The sequence below is a fragment of the Paenibacillus algicola genome (genome assembly GCF_005577435.1).
GTDB classification, from domain to species: domain Bacteria; phylum Bacillota; class Bacilli; order Paenibacillales; family Paenibacillaceae; genus Paenibacillus_AQ; species Paenibacillus_AQ algicola.
The window spans coordinates 436829-454964 of the sequence record NZ_CP040396.1; the positions used below are offsets into that span (position 1 = coordinate 436829).

Annotated in this window: 15 protein-coding genes and 1 pseudogene; 12 read left to right on the forward strand and 4 right to left on the reverse strand. The window is 46.3% G+C overall.

Annotated features, from left to right (window positions below; genetic code table 11):
• Positions 1 to 34: 34 nt before the first annotated feature.
• Complete coding sequence (locus E6C60_RS01975) at positions 35 to 313, reverse strand: hypothetical protein (RefSeq protein WP_138224225.1); 279 nt, start codon at positions 311 to 313, stop codon at positions 35 to 37.
• Positions 314 to 956: 643 nt separating this feature from the next.
• On the opposite strand from E6C60_RS01975, the gene E6C60_RS01980 reads away from it, so the two are divergent.
• The 12 genes from E6C60_RS01980 to E6C60_RS02035 all read left to right on the forward strand — a co-directional run bounded on the left by E6C60_RS01980 (position 957) and on the right by E6C60_RS02035 (position 15402).
• A complete protein-coding gene (locus E6C60_RS01980; RefSeq protein WP_138224226.1) occupies positions 957 to 1328 on the forward strand; it encodes a transposase in 372 nt (123 codons plus the stop codon).
• Positions 1329 to 2147: 819 nt separating this feature from the next.
• Positions 2148 to 2957, forward strand: coding sequence for a class I SAM-dependent methyltransferase (locus E6C60_RS01985; protein WP_138224227.1), 810 nt, complete (start codon positions 2148 to 2150; stop codon positions 2955 to 2957).
• Positions 2954 to 4147, forward strand: a complete 1194-nt coding sequence (locus E6C60_RS01990) for a pyridoxal phosphate-dependent aminotransferase (protein WP_138224228.1) — start codon at positions 2954 to 2956, stop codon at positions 4145 to 4147. The genes E6C60_RS01985 and E6C60_RS01990 overlap by 4 nt, the downstream gene beginning before the upstream one ends.
• Positions 4140 to 5903, forward strand: coding sequence for a thiamine pyrophosphate-binding protein (locus E6C60_RS01995; RefSeq protein ID WP_138224229.1), 1764 nt, complete (start codon positions 4140 to 4142; stop codon positions 5901 to 5903). Before E6C60_RS01990 ends, E6C60_RS01995 begins: the two co-directional genes overlap by 8 nt.
• 5 nt (positions 5904 to 5908) lie before the next feature.
• On the forward strand, positions 5909 to 7117 hold the full coding sequence (locus tag E6C60_RS02000; RefSeq protein WP_233281103.1) for an aminotransferase class III-fold pyridoxal phosphate-dependent enzyme: 1209 nt from the start codon (positions 5909 to 5911) through the stop codon (positions 7115 to 7117).
• Positions 7118 to 7130: 13 nt separating this feature from the next.
• Positions 7131 to 8882 carry an ABC transporter ATP-binding protein gene (locus tag E6C60_RS02005; protein WP_138224230.1) on the forward strand — a complete coding sequence of 584 codons (1752 nt, stop codon included), beginning with the start codon at positions 7131 to 7133 and terminating at the stop codon, positions 8880 to 8882.
• Positions 8879 to 10594 (forward strand): ABC transporter ATP-binding protein, encoded by a 1716-nt coding sequence (locus E6C60_RS02010; protein WP_138224231.1) that lies wholly within the window; start codon positions 8879 to 8881, stop codon positions 10592 to 10594. The genes E6C60_RS02005 and E6C60_RS02010 overlap by 4 nt, the downstream gene beginning before the upstream one ends.
• Before the next feature lie 6 nt (positions 10595 to 10600).
• The gene (locus E6C60_RS02015; RefSeq protein ID WP_138224232.1) at positions 10601 to 12163 is read left to right on the forward strand and encodes an amino acid adenylation domain-containing protein; all 1563 of its coding nucleotides are present in this window, start codon (positions 10601 to 10603) and stop codon (positions 12161 to 12163) included.
• Between the two features lie 28 nt (positions 12164 to 12191).
• The gene (locus tag E6C60_RS02020; RefSeq protein WP_138224233.1) at positions 12192 to 12497 is read left to right on the forward strand and encodes an acyl carrier protein; all 306 of its coding nucleotides are present in this window, start codon (positions 12192 to 12194) and stop codon (positions 12495 to 12497) included.
• Positions 12472 to 13146, forward strand: coding sequence for an RraA family protein (locus E6C60_RS02025; RefSeq protein WP_138224234.1), 675 nt, complete (start codon positions 12472 to 12474; stop codon positions 13144 to 13146). The genes E6C60_RS02020 and E6C60_RS02025 overlap by 26 nt, the downstream gene beginning before the upstream one ends.
• 26 nt (positions 13147 to 13172) lie before the next feature.
• A complete protein-coding gene (locus E6C60_RS02030; protein ID WP_138224235.1) occupies positions 13173 to 14372 on the forward strand; it encodes a cytochrome P450 in 1200 nt (399 codons plus the stop codon).
• Positions 14373 to 14376: 4 nt separating this feature from the next.
• Positions 14377 to 15402, forward strand: coding sequence for a hypothetical protein (locus E6C60_RS02035; RefSeq protein ID WP_138224236.1), 1026 nt, complete (start codon positions 14377 to 14379; stop codon positions 15400 to 15402).
• 54 nt (positions 15403 to 15456) lie between these two features.
• Here E6C60_RS02035 and E6C60_RS02040 read toward each other — a convergent pair whose 3' ends face one another.
• From E6C60_RS02040 to E6C60_RS02050, 3 genes and pseudogenes are all read right to left on the reverse strand, one after another.
• Positions 15457 to 16251 (reverse strand): helix-turn-helix domain-containing protein, encoded by a 795-nt coding sequence (locus E6C60_RS02040; RefSeq protein WP_217496369.1) that lies wholly within the window; start codon positions 16249 to 16251, stop codon positions 15457 to 15459.
• 74 nt (positions 16252 to 16325) lie between these two features.
• A pseudogene (locus E6C60_RS02045) lies at positions 16326 to 17281 on the reverse strand (IS30 family transposase).
• Between the two features lie 532 nt (positions 17282 to 17813).
• Entirely contained in the window at positions 17814 to 18122 is a 309-nt protein-coding gene (locus E6C60_RS02050; protein WP_138224238.1) for a hypothetical protein, read from the reverse strand.
• Positions 18123 to 18136: the final 14 nt, after the last annotated feature.

Genomic DNA, 18136 nt, shown 5'->3' on the forward strand with positions numbered 1-18136 from the left:
GCCTGCACCTTATGTCAAAAACCTGAAACCGATTTTACTCGCAAGAAGAAATTGCCCTCTGAAACGGTGATGCAACTTCTGATCTCCATGGGCGGAAACAGCATTTATAAGGAACTTCTGGAATCGCAAATTTAAGCTGCGAAAGTTGAGTTAATGCAATTAAAGAATCTGAAATTGTTCCTCCAAATATCCACCATGAGGAATAATATATGCCTAGAACTATCGAAATGATAAATATTTCTCCAAAGAGCCATTTTGCTCCACGTTTACTGTCTTTCGCTTCATTTACATCTTGTCGTATCTCATTCTCCAACCTAGTAGCCTCCTTTCTACTTTTTATTCCTGACTTGCAGCAACTTCCAGGTAACCCGATTTAATATTGCTAATAGCAGCTTGCTTTCCTGACGAATTAATAGACTTTCCCTATATTGATGAGCATCAGAAGTTCTTATAAACTCTGCAATATTATCATGATTCTTAAGTACTGTACTTGCTCAAAATCAATTCCACGAAATGTAAATAGAGACATACTTAACTCTCAAGCGTAAAATAGAAGTACCACCAACTACCTACGCAGGAGAGAAAAGATATGTCTCATACGAATACGTTATCACAGCATGGCCATTGGAACAACTATTTTAAGCAGTGGAAGCTCCCCCTTTATTTCACTAAACCAGCGCTTCGTCACATCCATCATTTTGTGGATGGCATGCTTTCAGCGGGGTTCACTGGAACCTTGACCGACATTCATCGGGAATGTTTACACGAACGAGACCGCAGAACGTTGAGCCATTTTTTGTCTCACGGCAACTGGAACAGGTCTTGTCTTTTATCCAGTGTATTACTCAACGTGTTGCTTTTCAAGAAATCAACAAGACTGCTAGGCAAGACCAGAGTCCCATTTTTGTCATCCTGGACGATACCTTGTGTGAAAAACGAAGCCTTCGTCACAGGCTGTGGACACCATACAAGGAGCTTCGTTCCAGTATTCTCATCTTAAAGGCGGAAATGTTTATGGCCATACGGTGGTTCAAGCGCTACTTCGTACAGGCGATAAGGTATATCCATTTGCTTTGGAACGTTACGATCCTGAAGGAAAGAGCAAAATTGATCTGGCCTGCGACATCATCCAATCTGTTCCGACGTCGAATCAGCCGACCTACGTGCTGATGGATTCTTGGTATCCGTCGTCTACGGTGCTTCAATGCAGCGTAAAACAGGGCTTTCATGTCATTAGTGGTTTAAAAACCAATCGCATCTTCTATCCTCAAGGTATTCGGCAGTCGCTCAAAAATTTTGCTTCCTATAAGCTCGAAATCGGATACTGATCTAGTGACCATCGGCTCCTCCGCTTATCAGGTGTATCGCTATGAAAGGAAGTTAAATTGGATAGAGAATTCTGTGCTGCTACTGTGTTGGGAAGAAAGTGACGAACTGGATCCTAAACGAATGAAGGCATTTTAAGCACGGATGTCGCACTGACAAACGAAGAAATTCTAGGCTATTACAGCAAGCGCTGGACCATTGAAACCTATTTCCGAACCGCAAAGTTCAACTGTCGATGGATCGCTACCAAGTTCGTTCCACCGAAGCGATGGATCGTTATCTGACGTTACTCATGTTCGCTTCGATGTGCTGCATCTATGCTGGGCAGACGAGTTTAATCCATGGCATACAACGCTATCGCTCACAAAAAAGGCAGAGCATAATAGAGTATATTTACTACCAAACTCAAGCCGGGGCTACCTTAGCTCAAATTAAAACGGAGCTCAGAGCTGCACAGGGATCCTGTCGGATTTTTAAACTTACAAATTATTGAAGTTGTTATTGGCAAGTGCAGTTATTAAATAATAGTCGGTGAATTTAAAACCTCGATAAACAGCCTAATGCAGGACAATTTTAACATTTCTCCGTTGAAGATTTAAAACTAACGGGGTTTTATTTTATTGCAGCAAGGTGAAAGGGTGCAAGTCTCAGCAATGGGTACAGTTCTTGTTCTTTAACGGTACATGTAGAGGGACAAGAATATATTCCCTTTTGCTAAATTGTTAAAAGTTGCTCCCAGCTTCAGCAACTTTAACAATAGTATACAAGTCACCATTTCAATAATATGAAATTAACCAAGGGAGGATAAAAGGAGGCGGCTAATGATGAGCCAACAAGCATTAAACAGAGCAAAGATGCCGCAAAGTACTAACCGGATCTTGAACAGCAGGTCCATTCACCACTCAAACAAACGTTTGAGCGAATTAGTCAAGCCAGGCATGCACATACTGGACGTTGGTTGCGGAAGCGGGGCGATTACCTACGGCATTGCAGAGCTGGTTGGCCCTGGCGGCAAAGTCGTTGGTATAGACAGCAGCGAAGCATTAATTATAGAAGCAAAGGAACGGTACCGGCATATTCCGCAGCTGTCGTTTGAAGTGATGGATATTTATCAGATGGGTTATGAGGCAGCCTTCGATATTGTCAATGCATCCCGGGTGCTTCAATGGCTGAATCAGCCTGAGTTTGCTCTACAGCGGATGATTCAGGCAGTACAGCTAGGAGGAAAGGTGTTGGTGCTTGACTATAATCATGAAAAGCTCCGCACAGAACCGGAGCTTCCTGCATCCATGGCCCATTTCTATCGCAGGTTTTTAGATTGGCGGAGCGATGTCGGAATGGATAACGCAATTGCAGATAAGCTGGAAGTTTATTTTAAGCAAAATGCATTAACTCAGGTGAGCGTAACGAATCAATCGGAAATAAGCGTTAGAGAATTGGAAGGTTTTGAGACTTCTGCAGGAATTTGGGCAGAAGTCGCTGCGAGCCGGGGGCATCAGCTAGTAGAGGATCAATATTTAACAGAGGCAGACCGTTCGGCAGCGGAGCAAGATTATCGGGAATGGGTTCGCGAGCTGGCGATGGAGCATGAAATGTATTTACTCGCTGTTGAAGGGGTTAGAGTTATATGAGCGCAGTGTTTGACCAAGTCACACGATCCGAATCGGAGAAAAACTATTTCGACAAAATTGATGAGCAGATCAAAGCGGCCAAACGCGCAGGCAAGGCTGTTTTTGATTTGAGTATCGGCGAGCCAGATCTCCCTCCTCCGTCTCAATTCTGGGAAGAACTTGCTCATGGATTGAATCAAGATGGAGCTTGTGCTTATCCTGCACTCTATGGTGAGGATTATTTACTGAACAGTATTCAAGACTGGTATCGAGTTAAATATAGCACAACCTTAGATCGCCATGAGCATGTACTGCCTCTTCTGGGGGTGAAAGAGGGGATTGCTCACCTAGCTCTCGGTATACTAGAAAAAGGAGAGTACGGCGCATACGTAACGCCCGGTTATCCTATTTACAAGCAAGCGATCCGTATGGCTGGAGGAATCCCAATTGCATTGCATACGATGTTCGATGAAAATTATTTTCCTGATTTAAAGAAGATTGGCTCTCGACCCGTTCGGCTATTGTATATGAATTACCCGAATAATCCTACTGGAACGGTCCTGACAAAGGAGTCGGCAGAGCAGCTTGTTCAATGGGTACGTAGCCATAACATATATTTATGCCTAGACCGCGTTTACGGGAGGATTTCAAAAAGCGAGATATTCGAGGATTACTCTATCCTTAGCGTTCCGGGGGCAATGGACTGCTGTATAGAAATGCATTCGTTCTCCAAGGACTATAATCTTCCTGGGATACGGCTCGGCTTTGCTGCAGGCAATTCGCATCTTATTCAAAAGCTGAAGCAGGTGAAGACGCTTACTGATATTTCCGTCTTCAAGCCTGTTCAGTATGCTGGAGCGCGCCTGCTTCAAGCAGATCGGAATGGCGAGCTGGAATCGTACTTCGAAGCGAACAACAGTTGCTATTCGCGCAGGTTCAGAATTATAAGTGAGATTCTCGACACGCATCGTATCAAGTACTTTCAGGGAACGGGCACCTTCTTTGTCTGGTTTGAGATTCCGTCGCTTTTTAAGGATGATCACAGCTTTTGCTCTGATCTTTTCGAACGAACAGGTGTTCTGCTCGTACCGGGCAGTGAGTTTGGGGAGGAAACCGGCAGATGGTGCAGGCTGACCCTGTCTAAGCCAGACGAAATGATTATGTGTTGTGCCGCTCATCTGGATGACTTTTTAGGGGGCTGTAATGGATAACGAATTCGTAAAAGATATTATATCGATTTGGTTGAAAAAGTTGAAGGTAGACCGCTTATTTGGAATTCCTGGAAGCTATGTGCTGCCCCTTATTGACTCGGCAGCTCGCCATGAGATCCCGTTTATTTTGTCCCAGCATGAATATGGTGCGGCGCTAATGGCGGACGGTTATGCCAAAGCTACGGGGAAAGTGGGGTGTGTCATTACAACAACAGGTATAGGGGCAACGAATGCATTAAGCGGAATATACAATTCCTATTCGGACTCCCAGCCCGTGCTTTTCATAACAGGGCAGGTTCCGACCAGCCAATTTGGGAAAGGAGCTCTGCAGGAATCGGCTGGAATCGGACGTTCGATTCATATGGAAGAGTTTTTCGCCAAAGTGACGAAGCTTTCCAAAATGGTGACTAGCGCAGAAGAGGTGCTGGATTCGCTACAAGTTGCTGAGCATGCCCTACTGGAAGGGAGAAAGGGGCCGGTTCATCTTTGCATACCTATCGATGTGCTACAAACACGTATACCATTCTTCGGGCTCAAGCCGTCACTCACCCGTTCATTGCCGGTTATGCCTGAAAACACTATAAGGGAAATTCATAGATTAACAGAGGGATCAGAGAAGCCTCTCTTGCTGCTTGGAGCGGGCTGCCAAACGGACGAAGTGGCCTCAATAGCCAAGCGTCTAGCTGATAAAGGCATACCAGTTGCAACAACTCTCCGGGGAAAGGGGATCGTGGACGAGGCGCATCCCTTAGCTTTAGGCTGTGTGGGGATGTACGGCGATTCAAGCGCGAACTATTATTTGGATCGCCATGCAGATCTGCTGATAGCGGTAGGGGTTTCGATGAGCGAATTTACTACGCAGTGTTGGGACCCGTCATTCTCCAAGCCGCGGCTTGTTCACGTCGATATTGATCAGACGCAAATCGGTAAGAATTATGAACCGGATCTGGCTGTCCATGCGGATGCGCAGGCGTTTCTGACGGTTCTGCTTCAGGCGGCCGGTGAGCATAAAAAGGGCCTGAAGTCTGCGGAGGAGGCGGTGCGAGCAACCAAATCAAAGTTTGATGCTGCCAGAGCACAGAGAGTCGTCCATTCGGAAGAAGAAGGGAAGCTTCACCCTGTGGAAGTAGTTGAGCTGATCCAAAAAGCTATACCGGCTGAGCAAACGGTTTGGGTCTCGGACTCAGTGACATGGACGGAAACCCATCTGAAGCTTTCCGGTGCCAACCGTCATATTGAAGCGGTGAACCAAGCCTCGATTGGATATACACCAGCTGCCGCAATCGGTGTGAAGGTAGGATTGCCCGACCGCTATGTGGTCGCTGTCTTCGGAGACGGAGGATTCAGGCAAACTGCAATGGAACTGGCCACGGCAGTCAGCTACAACATTCCGGTTCTATGGGTGAATTTAAACAATGAGAAGTATGGATCGATTTATGCTGCTCAGAAATCTTATTACGATGGAAACATTGTCGGAACAACCTATGCTCCCATAGATTTTGTCAAGTTCGGTGAATCCCTAGGTGTAGAAGCTATGCTAATTGAAAGTCCCGAGGCCCTGGAAGAGGCATGTGAATTTTTTCGGCACCATGAACGTCCTTTACTACTGGATGTAAGAATAAACGATGCGGTTCCAGTGGCTAAAGCCAGGCAGCTGATTCGCTATCAGCAGTGGAAGCTGACCAAGCCGACGAGAGAACATTCGTCTAGCGAGGATTTAAAGGTACTGAACCAGCTTATTCAAAATCGATATTAAGAGGAATGATGAACGTGTCACTAAGTAATTTTGACGAGAAGTCGATATATGGTAAAAACCTGACGCTGGTTACGGCTCATAACGAAACGCTAGTGCTTCGCGATGAGCATGGGGATTTGAGGACTTACGTGGATATGATGAGCGCTTATGGCTCTTGCAACTTTGGTCATTGCAACAGCCAAATTGTTCCGTTTGAAGCCTATCCCGCAGATATTGCGGCTTGCTTCTATCCGGAGGAAGCAAAGGACTTCAGCGAGTGGTTGACTGGCAAATTAAAGTTGCCTGAGCATGAGGTGCTCTACCAGGTGGGAGGCAGTGCAGCTGTATCTGCAGCAATTTCGATTGCGCAGCGAATAAAACAGGGAAAGGTGGCATACCTGAGCGGCTCCTTCCATGGACTGGGATTGGACGCATTGAGCATTACCAACACGCATAAAACGCATGCCCTGCAATATACCGGTCTGCTTAACGCATTGGCTCCGTACGGTGTAGAAATTCCATTCGGGCATGAGGTTTATATTAATTGGTCGGACATTTCCTGCTTTGTTTTTGAACCCATTCAGGGAGCTAACGGTTATATTCCGCTTGACCGGCAGTGGCTGAACCGGCTGATCGATGCAGCTCAAGAACATGGTGTTGTTGTTATAGCAGACGAAATTCAATGCGGGTATTATCGGCATGGTAGCCTGAGCATGGCACAGCAGCTCGAACTCCAACCGGATATACACTTATTTAGCAAATCAATGACCAATGGGCTGTATCCATTCTCGGCAGTGGTGTATCCGAAGGCCTATGCGGAGCAGATTCAAGAGGATTTGTTTCTGGCGCATACATTCCAGACCTCGGCGCTTGGATGCTACGCTTCAATGTCAGTGGCTCGATTTATCGATGCGAACAATATCGAGGAACGATGCCGCATCGTAGAGGAATTTCTATTGAACTTCGGTCGACAAGTGTCCAGATTTGAGCAGGTAAAGAAGCTGTACGTAACAGGTCCTACTTTATCCTTTGAGATGGAAGGCATTCGAGGAAAACAACTGGTGCAGGCCTGTATGGAGAAGGGGATTCTTATTTTTACCGGTGGGGCAAAAGGTGAGCGGGTGAGAATTGCTCCGCCAGTCACAATAACTCTGGAAATGTTGGAACATTCCCTCAGCGAAATCCTTGATAGCATTCAATCACTTGTATTAAAGACTGGGCATTCTTTGGTCTGAAAGAAGGGTTCATATGGAGCTTCTCCGGTATACATGGCGTTTATTTGCCGGCACGCAAAAACGGCTTTGGACCTGGTTTGTGGTCATGGCGGTATCGAGCGCTTTTATCGTTGTACCGCATGTAATGGTGGGAAGAATGGTTGATGTCGCCATACCTTCCATGGAAGTCAAGCTGGTCGCTTTATACGCGGTTTTAATCGCTGGTTCTTTCGTATTAAGCTCGTTGTTGCAATCGACGTCCAAATATTTACTCGACATGATGATTCATCAAGTCATCAGTTCAATCAAAGTCAGACTCTTTACACTATTCCACCAAAAACGTCTACGCGACCTTATGGCGATAGGGACAGATTCCTTATATCAGCGAGCGACCAATACCGTCCAGGTAATTCAGGAAAAGATTTTGCTCATTATGCGGGATGTTTGTGCCGTAACCTTATCAGCCGTTATCAGCTTCGTGGTGATTGCCAATATTGATCCTATGATTCCGCTGCTGTTTGCGCTTGTTTTCATACCCTATATCTACTTTCGAGTCTTAATATTTAGAAAGAAAGGGTACACGTTTAACGAGCAGGCGGAATCTAACGGCCAAATCATTCGTACTGTTCGGGAGCTAATCCAGGGGATCAGAAGCATTAAGCTGAACGGAACGGAATTGCAGGAGAAAGAGCGGTTTGAACTAGTCCAGAAAAAGCATATCGGGATTCAGCTTCACCATATTCACGTTTTCAGCTCTTTACTTCTCCTGAACATATTGATGATTCTGCTACCGGAAATCATCGTCTACGGTTACCTAGGCTATAAGGTGTATACGGGACAGACCACAATTGGAAATATTCTGGTTGCTGCAGGGCTATTGGGACAAATTCGCGCCTTTGTCTGGCAGGTATCTCGCTATGGCATGATGATGCAGGAGTTCAAGGTCCATGTGCAGCGTTTATATGAAATTGAGCAACTGCCCGATGAGCCGTACGGAAAAGGGAGTGAATGGACTCATGTCGATTCAATTCGTGGAGGTATCTCGTTTGAAAATGTCACTTTCCAATACGACCAGATGAAGGTGTTGGACCGATTTAATTTTGACATTAATCCAGGTGTATCTATTGGGATAGTTGGTATTTCTGGGGTGGGAAAAACGACACTTGCCAATCTCTTTATCGGACTTGAGGCTCCCTCGGAGGGGGTGATAAGACTGGACGGAAGGCCACTTGCGGATTGGAGCATAAGCCATGTGCGAAGCCGTATCTGCTTCATTACCCAGCAGCCGTATCTGCTTAATGGCACCATAAGAGCCAATACCACTTACGGCCTGGATGGCAAAAGCGATACGGAAATTTATCAGGCGCTTGATTCTGCCTATTTAAAGGAGTTCGTCGAGAGCCTTGAGAACGGATTAGATACATTAATCGGGGAAAGAGGAATCCAGTTGTCTGGGGGGCAGAAGCAGCGACTTTCAATTGCAAGAGCTTTCTTGCAGAATCCAGAAATTATCGTGCTTGATGAAGCCACGGCATCGCTGGATCTTGAATCCGAGCATTTGGTTCAGCTTGCATTGGAGCCTCTGTGCAAGAATAAGACAACCTTAATCATAGCTCACCGCCTTGCTACTCTTCACCACACGGATCAGATCATTGTCATAGAGGATGGGCGAATTGCCGAATCGGGCTCACACATGGAACTGCTCCAGGAAAAAGGGCTGTATTTCCAGCTTTATCGTGAACAGTATCGATTTAATCTGGAAGAAAGTGTGGAGGGGTCTGCGTGAAAAGAAAATATGCTGTCTTCACCATTCTGTTCTCGCTGCTACTTCAACTCACGATACTTTCTTTCCCTGTCATTACAGGGCAGCTTATTGATTTGCTAACAGCAAGTAATTGGGAAGGGTATGTCGTCCTATTGATCGGAATTTGCGTGATACCGATCGCCCAAGGCTTATTGGAGTGGGGAAGAGCCTTTAGTTTAACGAACTGGAGCGAGCATCGGGCGGCCAGACTACGAAGCCGTTTGCTGTCACGAGCACTCCAGGTACCTATTCAGTTTTTTTCAACCTCCAAAACAGGCGAAGTGGTAACGAGAAGCACAGATGACGTTCAACAGGCGACTGATCATGAAAAGATGAAGCTTGAAATGGTGGAACACTGTGCTGTATTCCTTTTGATTTCTGTAGTGCTTTGGCGGTTGAATCCGGTCCTGATGGTGATTGTCCTGCTCGGAGGACTTTTGTATATGCTTCAGACAAAGTTTATAGCCCCTAGGCTGTCACAGGTCTATGCAAGGAACATGGGGACTCGGGACCTGTATAACGAATATGTCCGGGAAGGCATTCAGATTCTTCCTCTGACCATCATCTCGGGTAAAACCGAGTGGGAGCGAAGGAAACTATCGCAAGTCGTCCAGCAGTCAAGGGCAGTTGAAGAGCATACTTCAAGGCTATCGTGGATGAATGAAGCTGTTCTCAAAACCATTGAGGCGATCATTACGGGTTTGATCTATGGCTCAGCGGCTTATCTGCTCCTAAAGCAGCAGATTACAATCGGTTATTTGGTGACTGCGATCTCATTATATTTTCCGCTTATTCAAACCTTCGGGGTTGCGTCTCAGTGGGTTCATCGGTACAAAAAGTATCGAATTTCTTCGTTCCGTATTGCGGAAGTACTGGAGCTCTCCCCGGATACTTACCAGCAGGGAGCTGTACCGCCAGAGAAAATTGAGCGCATCGACTTTAACCAGGTGGCATTCAGTTACCCGGGCAGAGAGCCCATATTAAAGAATGTCAGCTTCACGTTGGAGCGTGGCAAGGTGATCGCCATAGTCGGGCTGAGTGGTGGAGGGAAGTCAACAATCTGCGAGTTATTGCTGAAGCTCCATGCTCCTAATAGCGGAAGCATCACTGTAAACGCAAATCATAAGCTGGCTGACATGGAGGGGACGTCCTGGAGACAAAAAGTTGCCTACGCTGAGCAGCAGATGTTTCTTTTTACAGAAACGCTGCGTTATAACCTGACCTATGGAAGTTCTCAGGCTCCGTTTCAACAGGTGGTCGAGCTGGCAAAGCAGCTTGGCATTCACCGTTTTATTGAACAGCGGGAAAAAGGGTATGACACCCCTGTTTCCAACGACCTTTCTGGATTCTCTGGAGGCCAAAAGCAGAAAATGTCACTAATGAGGACTCTGCTTAAGTCTGGCCCCCAGCTATTAATTCTGGATGAGCCAACTTCTGCACTGGATTACTTATCCGAAAAGCAGCTCATGAGCGCCATCTATAAGCGTAAGGAGAGCTTTGCCACCTTAATTATCGCACACCGCTTGTCAACCATCTTGAACGCAGACACGATCCTCGTTCTTAAGGACGGAGAGATCGTAGAGTCCGGCACTCATGCGGAGTTAATGAGCAGTAAGGGGCATTACTTTTCTCTCTATGAGTATGAATCCATGCACAAATCACAGGTTGACGTGCTGGAATTTGTTAAGGAGTGAAGTTAATTGACGAACGAAAGGCCTGTTCTATTTCATGAGTTCCTATTACAGCATGTGCAAACCCGTTCGGAAGTAGAAGCAATTATCCATCGGGGCAAACCATGGACCTATCGGGAGCTGAATGAACGAGTTCTGCAATTTGCAGTTCAGTTGAAAAAAATAGGAATAAAAGCTGGGGAGCGTATACTAATCGAGATGCATCCTACTCCGACCGCAGTGGCGCTGCTGATTGCAATTTCAAAACTGGGGGCTGTCTTTGTCCCGGTGAGTCCTGATTCTCCCCAAGCTCGGTTGGAAGATATCGCTCTATTAACCGGTGCGGTACTTCACATTCAGGATAAACAGGGCGAAAGGGTGCTTGAAACGCAAGGGATCTGTCAGATTCATGTAGAGGCGGAGTGGCTCATCCATCGAACTTCACTGCGGCTTCAGCCAAATGAGACGCAAGTAACAAGAGTAAGCAGCGAGGTAGATTTATGCTACATGATCTTTACTTCGGGTACGACGGGACTTCCGAAAGGGATTATGATGAGCCATCAGGCGGTGGTAGCCTTTTACAAAGGAATGATAGAGACATGTGGTGTTTCAGCTCATGCTCGTATCGGCACGATCTCACCCCTGCAGTTTGATTTATCCCTGTTAGATTTGGGTTTAGCACTTGGAAGCGGTGCTGCACTGGTCCAGGTTCCCAATATTCTCGTGCACCAGCCTAAGCGCATGGTTCGGTATTTATGCGACCATCAGGTTACCCAAATGAACGGTGTGCCCTCGATTTGGCGCCATTTGCTACAGAAGGTAAGCGAGCCCATCTACGACCTGCTGAGCCTAGAAGCAGTCCTGTTCGCCGGTGAAAGCTTTCCGGTAATAGAGCTTGTTAAGCTTAAATCCATCCTACCAGGATTGAGCCGTATTATTAACTGCTTTGGCCAATCGGAATCAGTAGCCTGCACTTTTCACGATGTTAAGCCGGAGCTGGAGTCGAAACCATCCTGCCTCAGCATAGGGCGAGGCATACCGGGAGCCGAAATGCTCTTAATCGATGAAGAGGGGCGGCCTATTAAGGAGGTAGGAGTGATTGGCGAGCTATATCTTGGAGGACCGATCCTATTCTCGGGCTATTGGAAGGATGAGGAGCTTACACAAAGGGCGCTTGTGCCGCATCCTCTCCGGCCAGAAGGCAAAGAAAAGGTCTTCAGGACGGGGGACCTAGCTTACATGGGGACGAACGGACACTTTTTCTACAAGGGACGCAAGGACCATCAGGTCAAAGTACAAGGCAACAGGGTGGAACTCGGGGAGATCCAGAACCGTCTGCTGGCTCACCCAGATGTTCATGAGGCGGAGATCATTCTGCAGAGTACGGAGGCAGGAGCGGCGATCTGGGCGTTCCTTGTGCCTGCTCCGAGGACAACTCCGGTCAAGGAGGAACTGCGAAAGTATTGTGCGCTGGCTCTGCCTGCTTACATGCTGCCATCCCGATTTTTCTTTATCGATGTAATGCCGGTAACCATTAACGGAAAGATCGACACAAAAGCGCTCTTGGCATACAGTCGACAAGCAACTTCGTAACGCTATTCAATATTTCATTTGGGAAAGGATGGCTAAAACAATGCAAAAAGAAGAGTTCAAACAACAATTTCTAACATTTCTCCAATCGATCAATTTGGATCAGGAGGTAAGGGAGATTGACGATACCACTAACCTGCTGGAGGCCGGATATATCGATTCCCTCAATATGGTCGAGATGATCATTTACTTGGAAGAAATGACGGGAGAAGAGATTGCTATTGAAAACTATCAACTTCGCAATTTCTATACGATTGAGGGCATTTATCATATCTTTATTGCGAATAAAGTAACGGTTGGGGGCATAAGCGATGGCTATCACGATGAAAGATTTTGAGACCGAGATGAAGCAGAGTTTTCAGCTCTTGGGGTGTGCGCAGTTGCATGATGCAGCTATGCAGTATAGTACTTACTTAAAGATTTCCCTAACTACCCGTACATCAATAAAGAAGCTGGCAGGTCCCGTATTTCCGGTCATAACCGACAACGACATGCTTCCTTGCTTGCAAGCGCTTGACGCGGCTCCGACCGGTTCGGTTTTGTTCGTGCAAAACCAAAGCGGTAAATCGGAAGCATTGGCGGGTGATATCTTTGTAACAGCTGCCAAGCAGCAAGGGCTCGAAGGGCTGATTGTTAACGGTGCAGTCAGAGATATCGATGTGATTGAGAATATGGGCTTCCCGGTGTTTTCAAACAGCGTAACTTTCGTATCGGCGAAAACAGCAAAAGCGGCATCCGCTGCCATACCCGCAACTGTTGTACTGGATGGAATAGAGCTCGAGCCAATGGACTGGATTTTCGCTGACAGCGACGGCGTTCTTCTCATAAAGAAGAAGTATATGAAGACGGTCTACAAAGCAGCCATGATGCTCCGGAACCGGGAAGAAGATTTGCGGCAGCGGATAGCAGGCGGGGAAAGGCTTTCGGATTTGTGCGGACTTCATGACTTTGTTGCAGGTAAAGCGGAGCTGAAATTTGAAGCTTAAACAAATTGAAGGAAGGTGTCAGGACAATGAGAGTGATCGACATCGAGCTGGAAAGTCACGAATATCAGCGGAACCCTTGGGATGTTTATGCCTATTTACGGAATAACAAGCCGGTTTTTTGGTCGGAGGCTAACCGCAGCTTTTATATATCAAAGGCTTCTTTAATTCGCGATATACTGATGGATCGGGATCACTTTACGGCGGAACATGTCTTTCGAACTACCAGACATCTGTTCGGCCCTACCATTATCGATATGGAGGGCGAGCATCATCAGCGGATTCGCGCTGCACTGGGAAAGAAGTTCAAATCAGGCGAAGTTAACACCGTGCTGGAGGGAATCATTAACGAAGTCGTGCAGAAGCGTTTCGACAGATTAGGCGCCTGTACGGAATTAGAAGTAATCAGCGGCTTTGCTGCAGCGATCCCAATCGGTGTCATTATGCGGATATTAGGCCTTCCTGTCGAGCATTCGGATTGGGTATTCACTGTGATGCGTCCCATCATGCGCTACCTGGATAACTCTAAGGAAAGTATGACACAAGCGTTAACTTCCGCGGATCAACTTCAGGCGTATATTCTGGAAACTATTCGTCTTACGCCTTCCTTCGAGCCTGGTTCACTGCTTGCCGAGCTTCTGCCCAATCCGGGGAGCGAGCTGCTGACGGAGGCTGAGCTAGTACGTCATGTCATGCTCCTACTTTCAGCAGGGACAGACACGACGATGGGTACGATCGCCAACGTAATTACCTGTCTGCTCCGCAACCCTGAGACGTTGAAGGAGTTGCAGCAAGATACTGAGCTTCTGCCGCGCGTAATTAAGGAGACGCTAAGATTGGAGCCGCCGCTTCACTCTACGTTAAGAATAGCGAAGGAGAAGGTGGTCATCCAAGATGTTACTATCCCAAAGGGGTCGGCGGTTCAGCTTCTGCTAGCAAGTGCAAATCGGGATGAGGAGATCTACGATCATGCCGATCGCTGGGATATTTACCGCAGGGAAAAGCATACGATGGCGTTTGGAGCCGGCAGTCACCATTGCATTGGAACACTGCTTGCCCAGAAAGAACTTGAACTGATATTCAAGGAGTTTTTCAAGCGCTATGTCATAGCACCGAGGCAAGGCTTAGCGCTTCCTGAAATCAGAGGAAGGAGCTTTCGCTGCCCGCAGGAGGTTTTTATACAATTAGAGCCTGCATGTCAAATTACAAGCTGTTCGATAAGGGGTTAGTCATTTGAAAATAATAGATCAAATCGTGCTGCCGGTTAACTTGAAACCGATGATTTCGACCTATGAGCATCATGCAACAGTATTTGCTGGTATTTCGTTTAAAGATGATTATTTGGATTGGTTGTACAGCAATTATATTCAAATTTGGTGCAGTCGTGACTTTGAAACAAATCGAAACGTTTCTATTAATTATTGCGATAACGGCGATGATTATCACAGCAACTATAACTCTTGCCCATTCATGTGGACCTACGCTATTCCAAATCAATACGTTGGAAGCGAAGGGGACGTCGTCCAATTTTTTAAGCGCGCCCTGCAGGACCAGTACTATGTTCGGCCGTTTCTTGATGTTTATTATTTACCTGATTCGAGCGATTATGGTGTTACGCACTATATTGCCGGCAAACAAATCTACGGTTACGATGACCGTAAACAAACCTTCAACTTGCTCGGCTATCGTGACGGTCAGTATTTGCCGTCGGAGATTCCGTATGCCTTAGTTGAGCAAGCATTTTATGCGAATAAGAATGAGCAGGACTGGCAATCCCATCTACACCTGGGACACTATAAAGAAGCACGCTATGGGTTGGATCTAACTCGTATCAGCCAGCTGATCCACGACTACACGTATTCAACTCAACGAAACTTATACAAGGAGGAATGGAAAAAAACGGATTGCTTTGGTCTTGAGACGTATATGTATATCATCCAATATTTGCACGCTTTGCAAAAAGGAGATACGACCTTTGATATCCGGCCCTCCCATCTGATGTGGGAGCATAAGCATGTCATGCTGAAGAGGCTTAACCGGCTGGTACATAAAAAAGTGCTAGACGCTTCCGTACTAGAGAAGTATGGACCGCTTGTTGAGCAAACAGTCTTATTGCGGAACTACTTACTAAAATACAAGAGAGTCAAGGATAACAAAGTCATTGACCGGATTGTAGTCGCTTTGCAGCATATTCATCGGCAGGAATATGCTATTATGCAGGAGATTGAGCATAAGTTGGCGGTATACAGACCAGCTTAATAAAGCCTGGCTGAATTCATTTCAGCCAGGCCTTTCATTCGTGTAGCTGTGGCATCAGGGACCATAGTTTTTGCGGTATTCACTAGGGGTTATACCAATAATGTTTACGAATGACCGATGGAAATGGCTTTGGCTTGAGAAGCTAAGTTGTTCGCTAATCTCCTGGATACTTAATTTTTTCTGTTTTAACAGCTCTTGAGCTTTACGGATTCGAACTTGCAGCAAATAATTATATGGTGAATAGCCAGTATGTTTTTTGAAGGAGCGTATAAAGTGGTACTTACTCTGTTTCGAAACAGCCATAAGCATCTCAAGTGAAATGTTATCTGTATAATGTTCGTGGATATACTCCACGGACTGTTTAATATATTGATCCAACACCACATGGGAGAAGAGCGAGCAGTTCTTGTGTTCATGGCTGCCAGTTGTGAGTTTGCTGAGGACTTCAAAAACCTCAGATTGAATAGTCTCTGGTTCAGCATTATTGTTGTCATTAAGGTAATTAACCGTCCACTTGTTGATATACTTCATAAACTCAGTGGTATTGATTGACTGGATCTCGTAGAATTCAATTTCATCCATGTACCCTGAGCAAATACACCAATTGTGAAACTCTTCGCGATTCCAAGAGATAATGACAGATTTAGCTTTTTCCTTAATCGTATGCCAATGGATTACAGAGGGATTCTTAATGGAAGCAGTTCCATTCTTTAATGAGTAGCAATGAGCAGAAAAGTGTGAATCTACTTTGCCGCTTAAAGGGATGAGCAATTGATATTTATCTGAATGCTCATGAGGTTCATCCTCTGTCTCCTCTGCTACATCAATCAATAAGTCGGTGTGTGGCAATGAAAGCTTGTATATAATGATTGTATTCCCCCCCTTGATTATTAAGTTCAGTTGTTTTTTTATAGGGCAGATTGTCAAGCTAAGTGCGACACTTCTTCCATGAAAGCTTCGTGAGCTGAGCGCCATCCTAGGCATTTGCGAGGCCGGTTGTTAATCAATCGGACGGCGCTAGCCAATTCTTCGTCGGAAACCAAAGAGAAATTGTGCCTTTTCGGGAAGAACCCACTCACGGAGGAGGCCGTTAGCGTTTGAGCCTCGCTGCCAGGAAGAGTAAGGATTTGCAAAATAAACCTTGACTCCATAAACAGCTTCCAGGTTCGCATAGCAAGCAAATTCCTTCCCTTGATCGGTTGTGGCCGTCTTCATCGTGCCTTGCGGATATTGGCTTGCTACGACTCCGAAAACAACTTCCATAGAGTGAACGGTTCGATCGGGTAAGTATAAGGCGACATACAAACGCGTTTTTCGTTCGACAAACGTGGCGGCGCATGCCTTGCTTTTGCCACGGCTGGTGACGACGGTATCGAGTTCCCAATGGCCAAATGTCGACCCCTTACGAACCTTTCTCGGCCTTTTGCTAATGGGAGTACCGATGAGAAAACGGCCGCGCTTTTCAAGAGGCTTCCGACGTTTGCCCTTATGTCTCAGCACTTTAATTTCTCCAACTGCCAAACGGCCCTGGTATAGCCATCGATAGATCGTCTTAAAAGAAACGAACGTCTTGCCTTCGATTCGACGTTTCGCTACGATCTGCTCAGGCGACCAGGTCTCCTGCAGTTTGAGATTCAACTCTTCAGCAAGCGTTTCGGTTGGTGAACTTACCTACAGGCGTACTCGAGACTCTACGCTCGTGGTAAGCGTGCTGAACCGGCTCGGCTTCATAGCCGTTTGGGGTACAGCCACGACGGATCTCTCTCGCAATTGTAGCGTGATGACGGCCTGGTTGGCGGGCTATCTTTCCTGTGGATCAACCAAGCTGTAATGTTTGTAGTTGTCCTCGTTCAATTATGCTAAGATGAGAGTAGCTCATGTTTGGTTTCTCCTGTGTCTAAATGGGATGTTGTGGTGACTTCCATTGTACACGAAACCAGCGTGGGCCTTTTGTTTTTCTAGGTGTCGGACCTCATATTACAATTTGTCATGGAATAATATTACATCACCAGACTTTCTTCTGTAAAGTTCATTGATGGAGCCGCTAACGGTCGAGAGGAAAATATAAACATATGAGTAAAATATAAAATCCTACGCCCCGGGATTTGCCCTTAGACCCTCCGTAAGCATCCTCACGAACTGCGCACTGTCAGCTCTGCACTTTCGCCACCTCACGGTGTGCTGGAGACTTTCACTCCTAAGTCGGTTGCGCTGCCAAGCGAACAAAAAGGGAGTAGAGAAGAGATTGATCAGTTTTGCCATGGCGATGCATTTCTAATGGAAATGCATCGCCATGATGCTTATTCACGGCAAATACGTATCCTTCTACACCATATCCCGTCTTGTGTTGAGGAGTAAGGATGTAAACATCGGCATTTGTAAAGCTCACATGCTGAAAGGGGAGCTTTTCATCAGTGGTCTGAATAAATAGAAAGGCAGGCAGCTCTAAACACCTTGTCATGATTATCTTGCCTATAGACTACGGCATAATCGCTCTGAAAAGTTTGATCTCCTTCTTGTCCTAATGTGCTCGATACAAGCAGATGTCCTCGTTCTTCCCGGCCCTTTGAAATCATGAAAAGTGTTCCCTGACCGGTTTGCTGCTCTGCCCGAAATACTTGGTCTTCATTAACAGAATCAATGGCTATTGAAGCTGTAAGGGCAGATTCCGGAAATGAGCTGACCCTCGTTTCATGATAATTCCTCGCTTTCGTATCCACCTGCCCCCAGCCCC

Coding starts and splice junctions, on each gene's coding strand:
- E6C60_RS01990 (WP_138224228.1), top strand. CDS start 2,954: ATGAGCGCAGTGTTTGACCAAGTCACACGATCCGAATCGGAGAAAAAC.
- E6C60_RS02000 (WP_233281103.1), top strand. CDS start 5,909: ATGATGAACGTGTCACTAAGTAATTTTGACGAGAAGTCGATATATGGT.
- E6C60_RS02005 (WP_138224230.1), top strand. CDS start 7,131: ATGGAGCTTCTCCGGTATACATGGCGTTTATTTGCCGGCACGCAAAAA.
- E6C60_RS02030 (WP_138224235.1), top strand. CDS start 13,173: ATGAGAGTGATCGACATCGAGCTGGAAAGTCACGAATATCAGCGGAAC.
- E6C60_RS02025 (WP_138224234.1), top strand. CDS start 12,472: ATGGCTATCACGATGAAAGATTTTGAGACCGAGATGAAGCAGAGTTTT.
- E6C60_RS01985 (WP_138224227.1), top strand. CDS start 2,148: ATGATGAGCCAACAAGCATTAAACAGAGCAAAGATGCCGCAAAGTACT.
- E6C60_RS01995 (WP_138224229.1), top strand. CDS start 4,140: ATGGATAACGAATTCGTAAAAGATATTATATCGATTTGGTTGAAAAAG.
- E6C60_RS02020 (WP_138224233.1), top strand. CDS start 12,192: ATGGCTAAAACAATGCAAAAAGAAGAGTTCAAACAACAATTTCTAACA.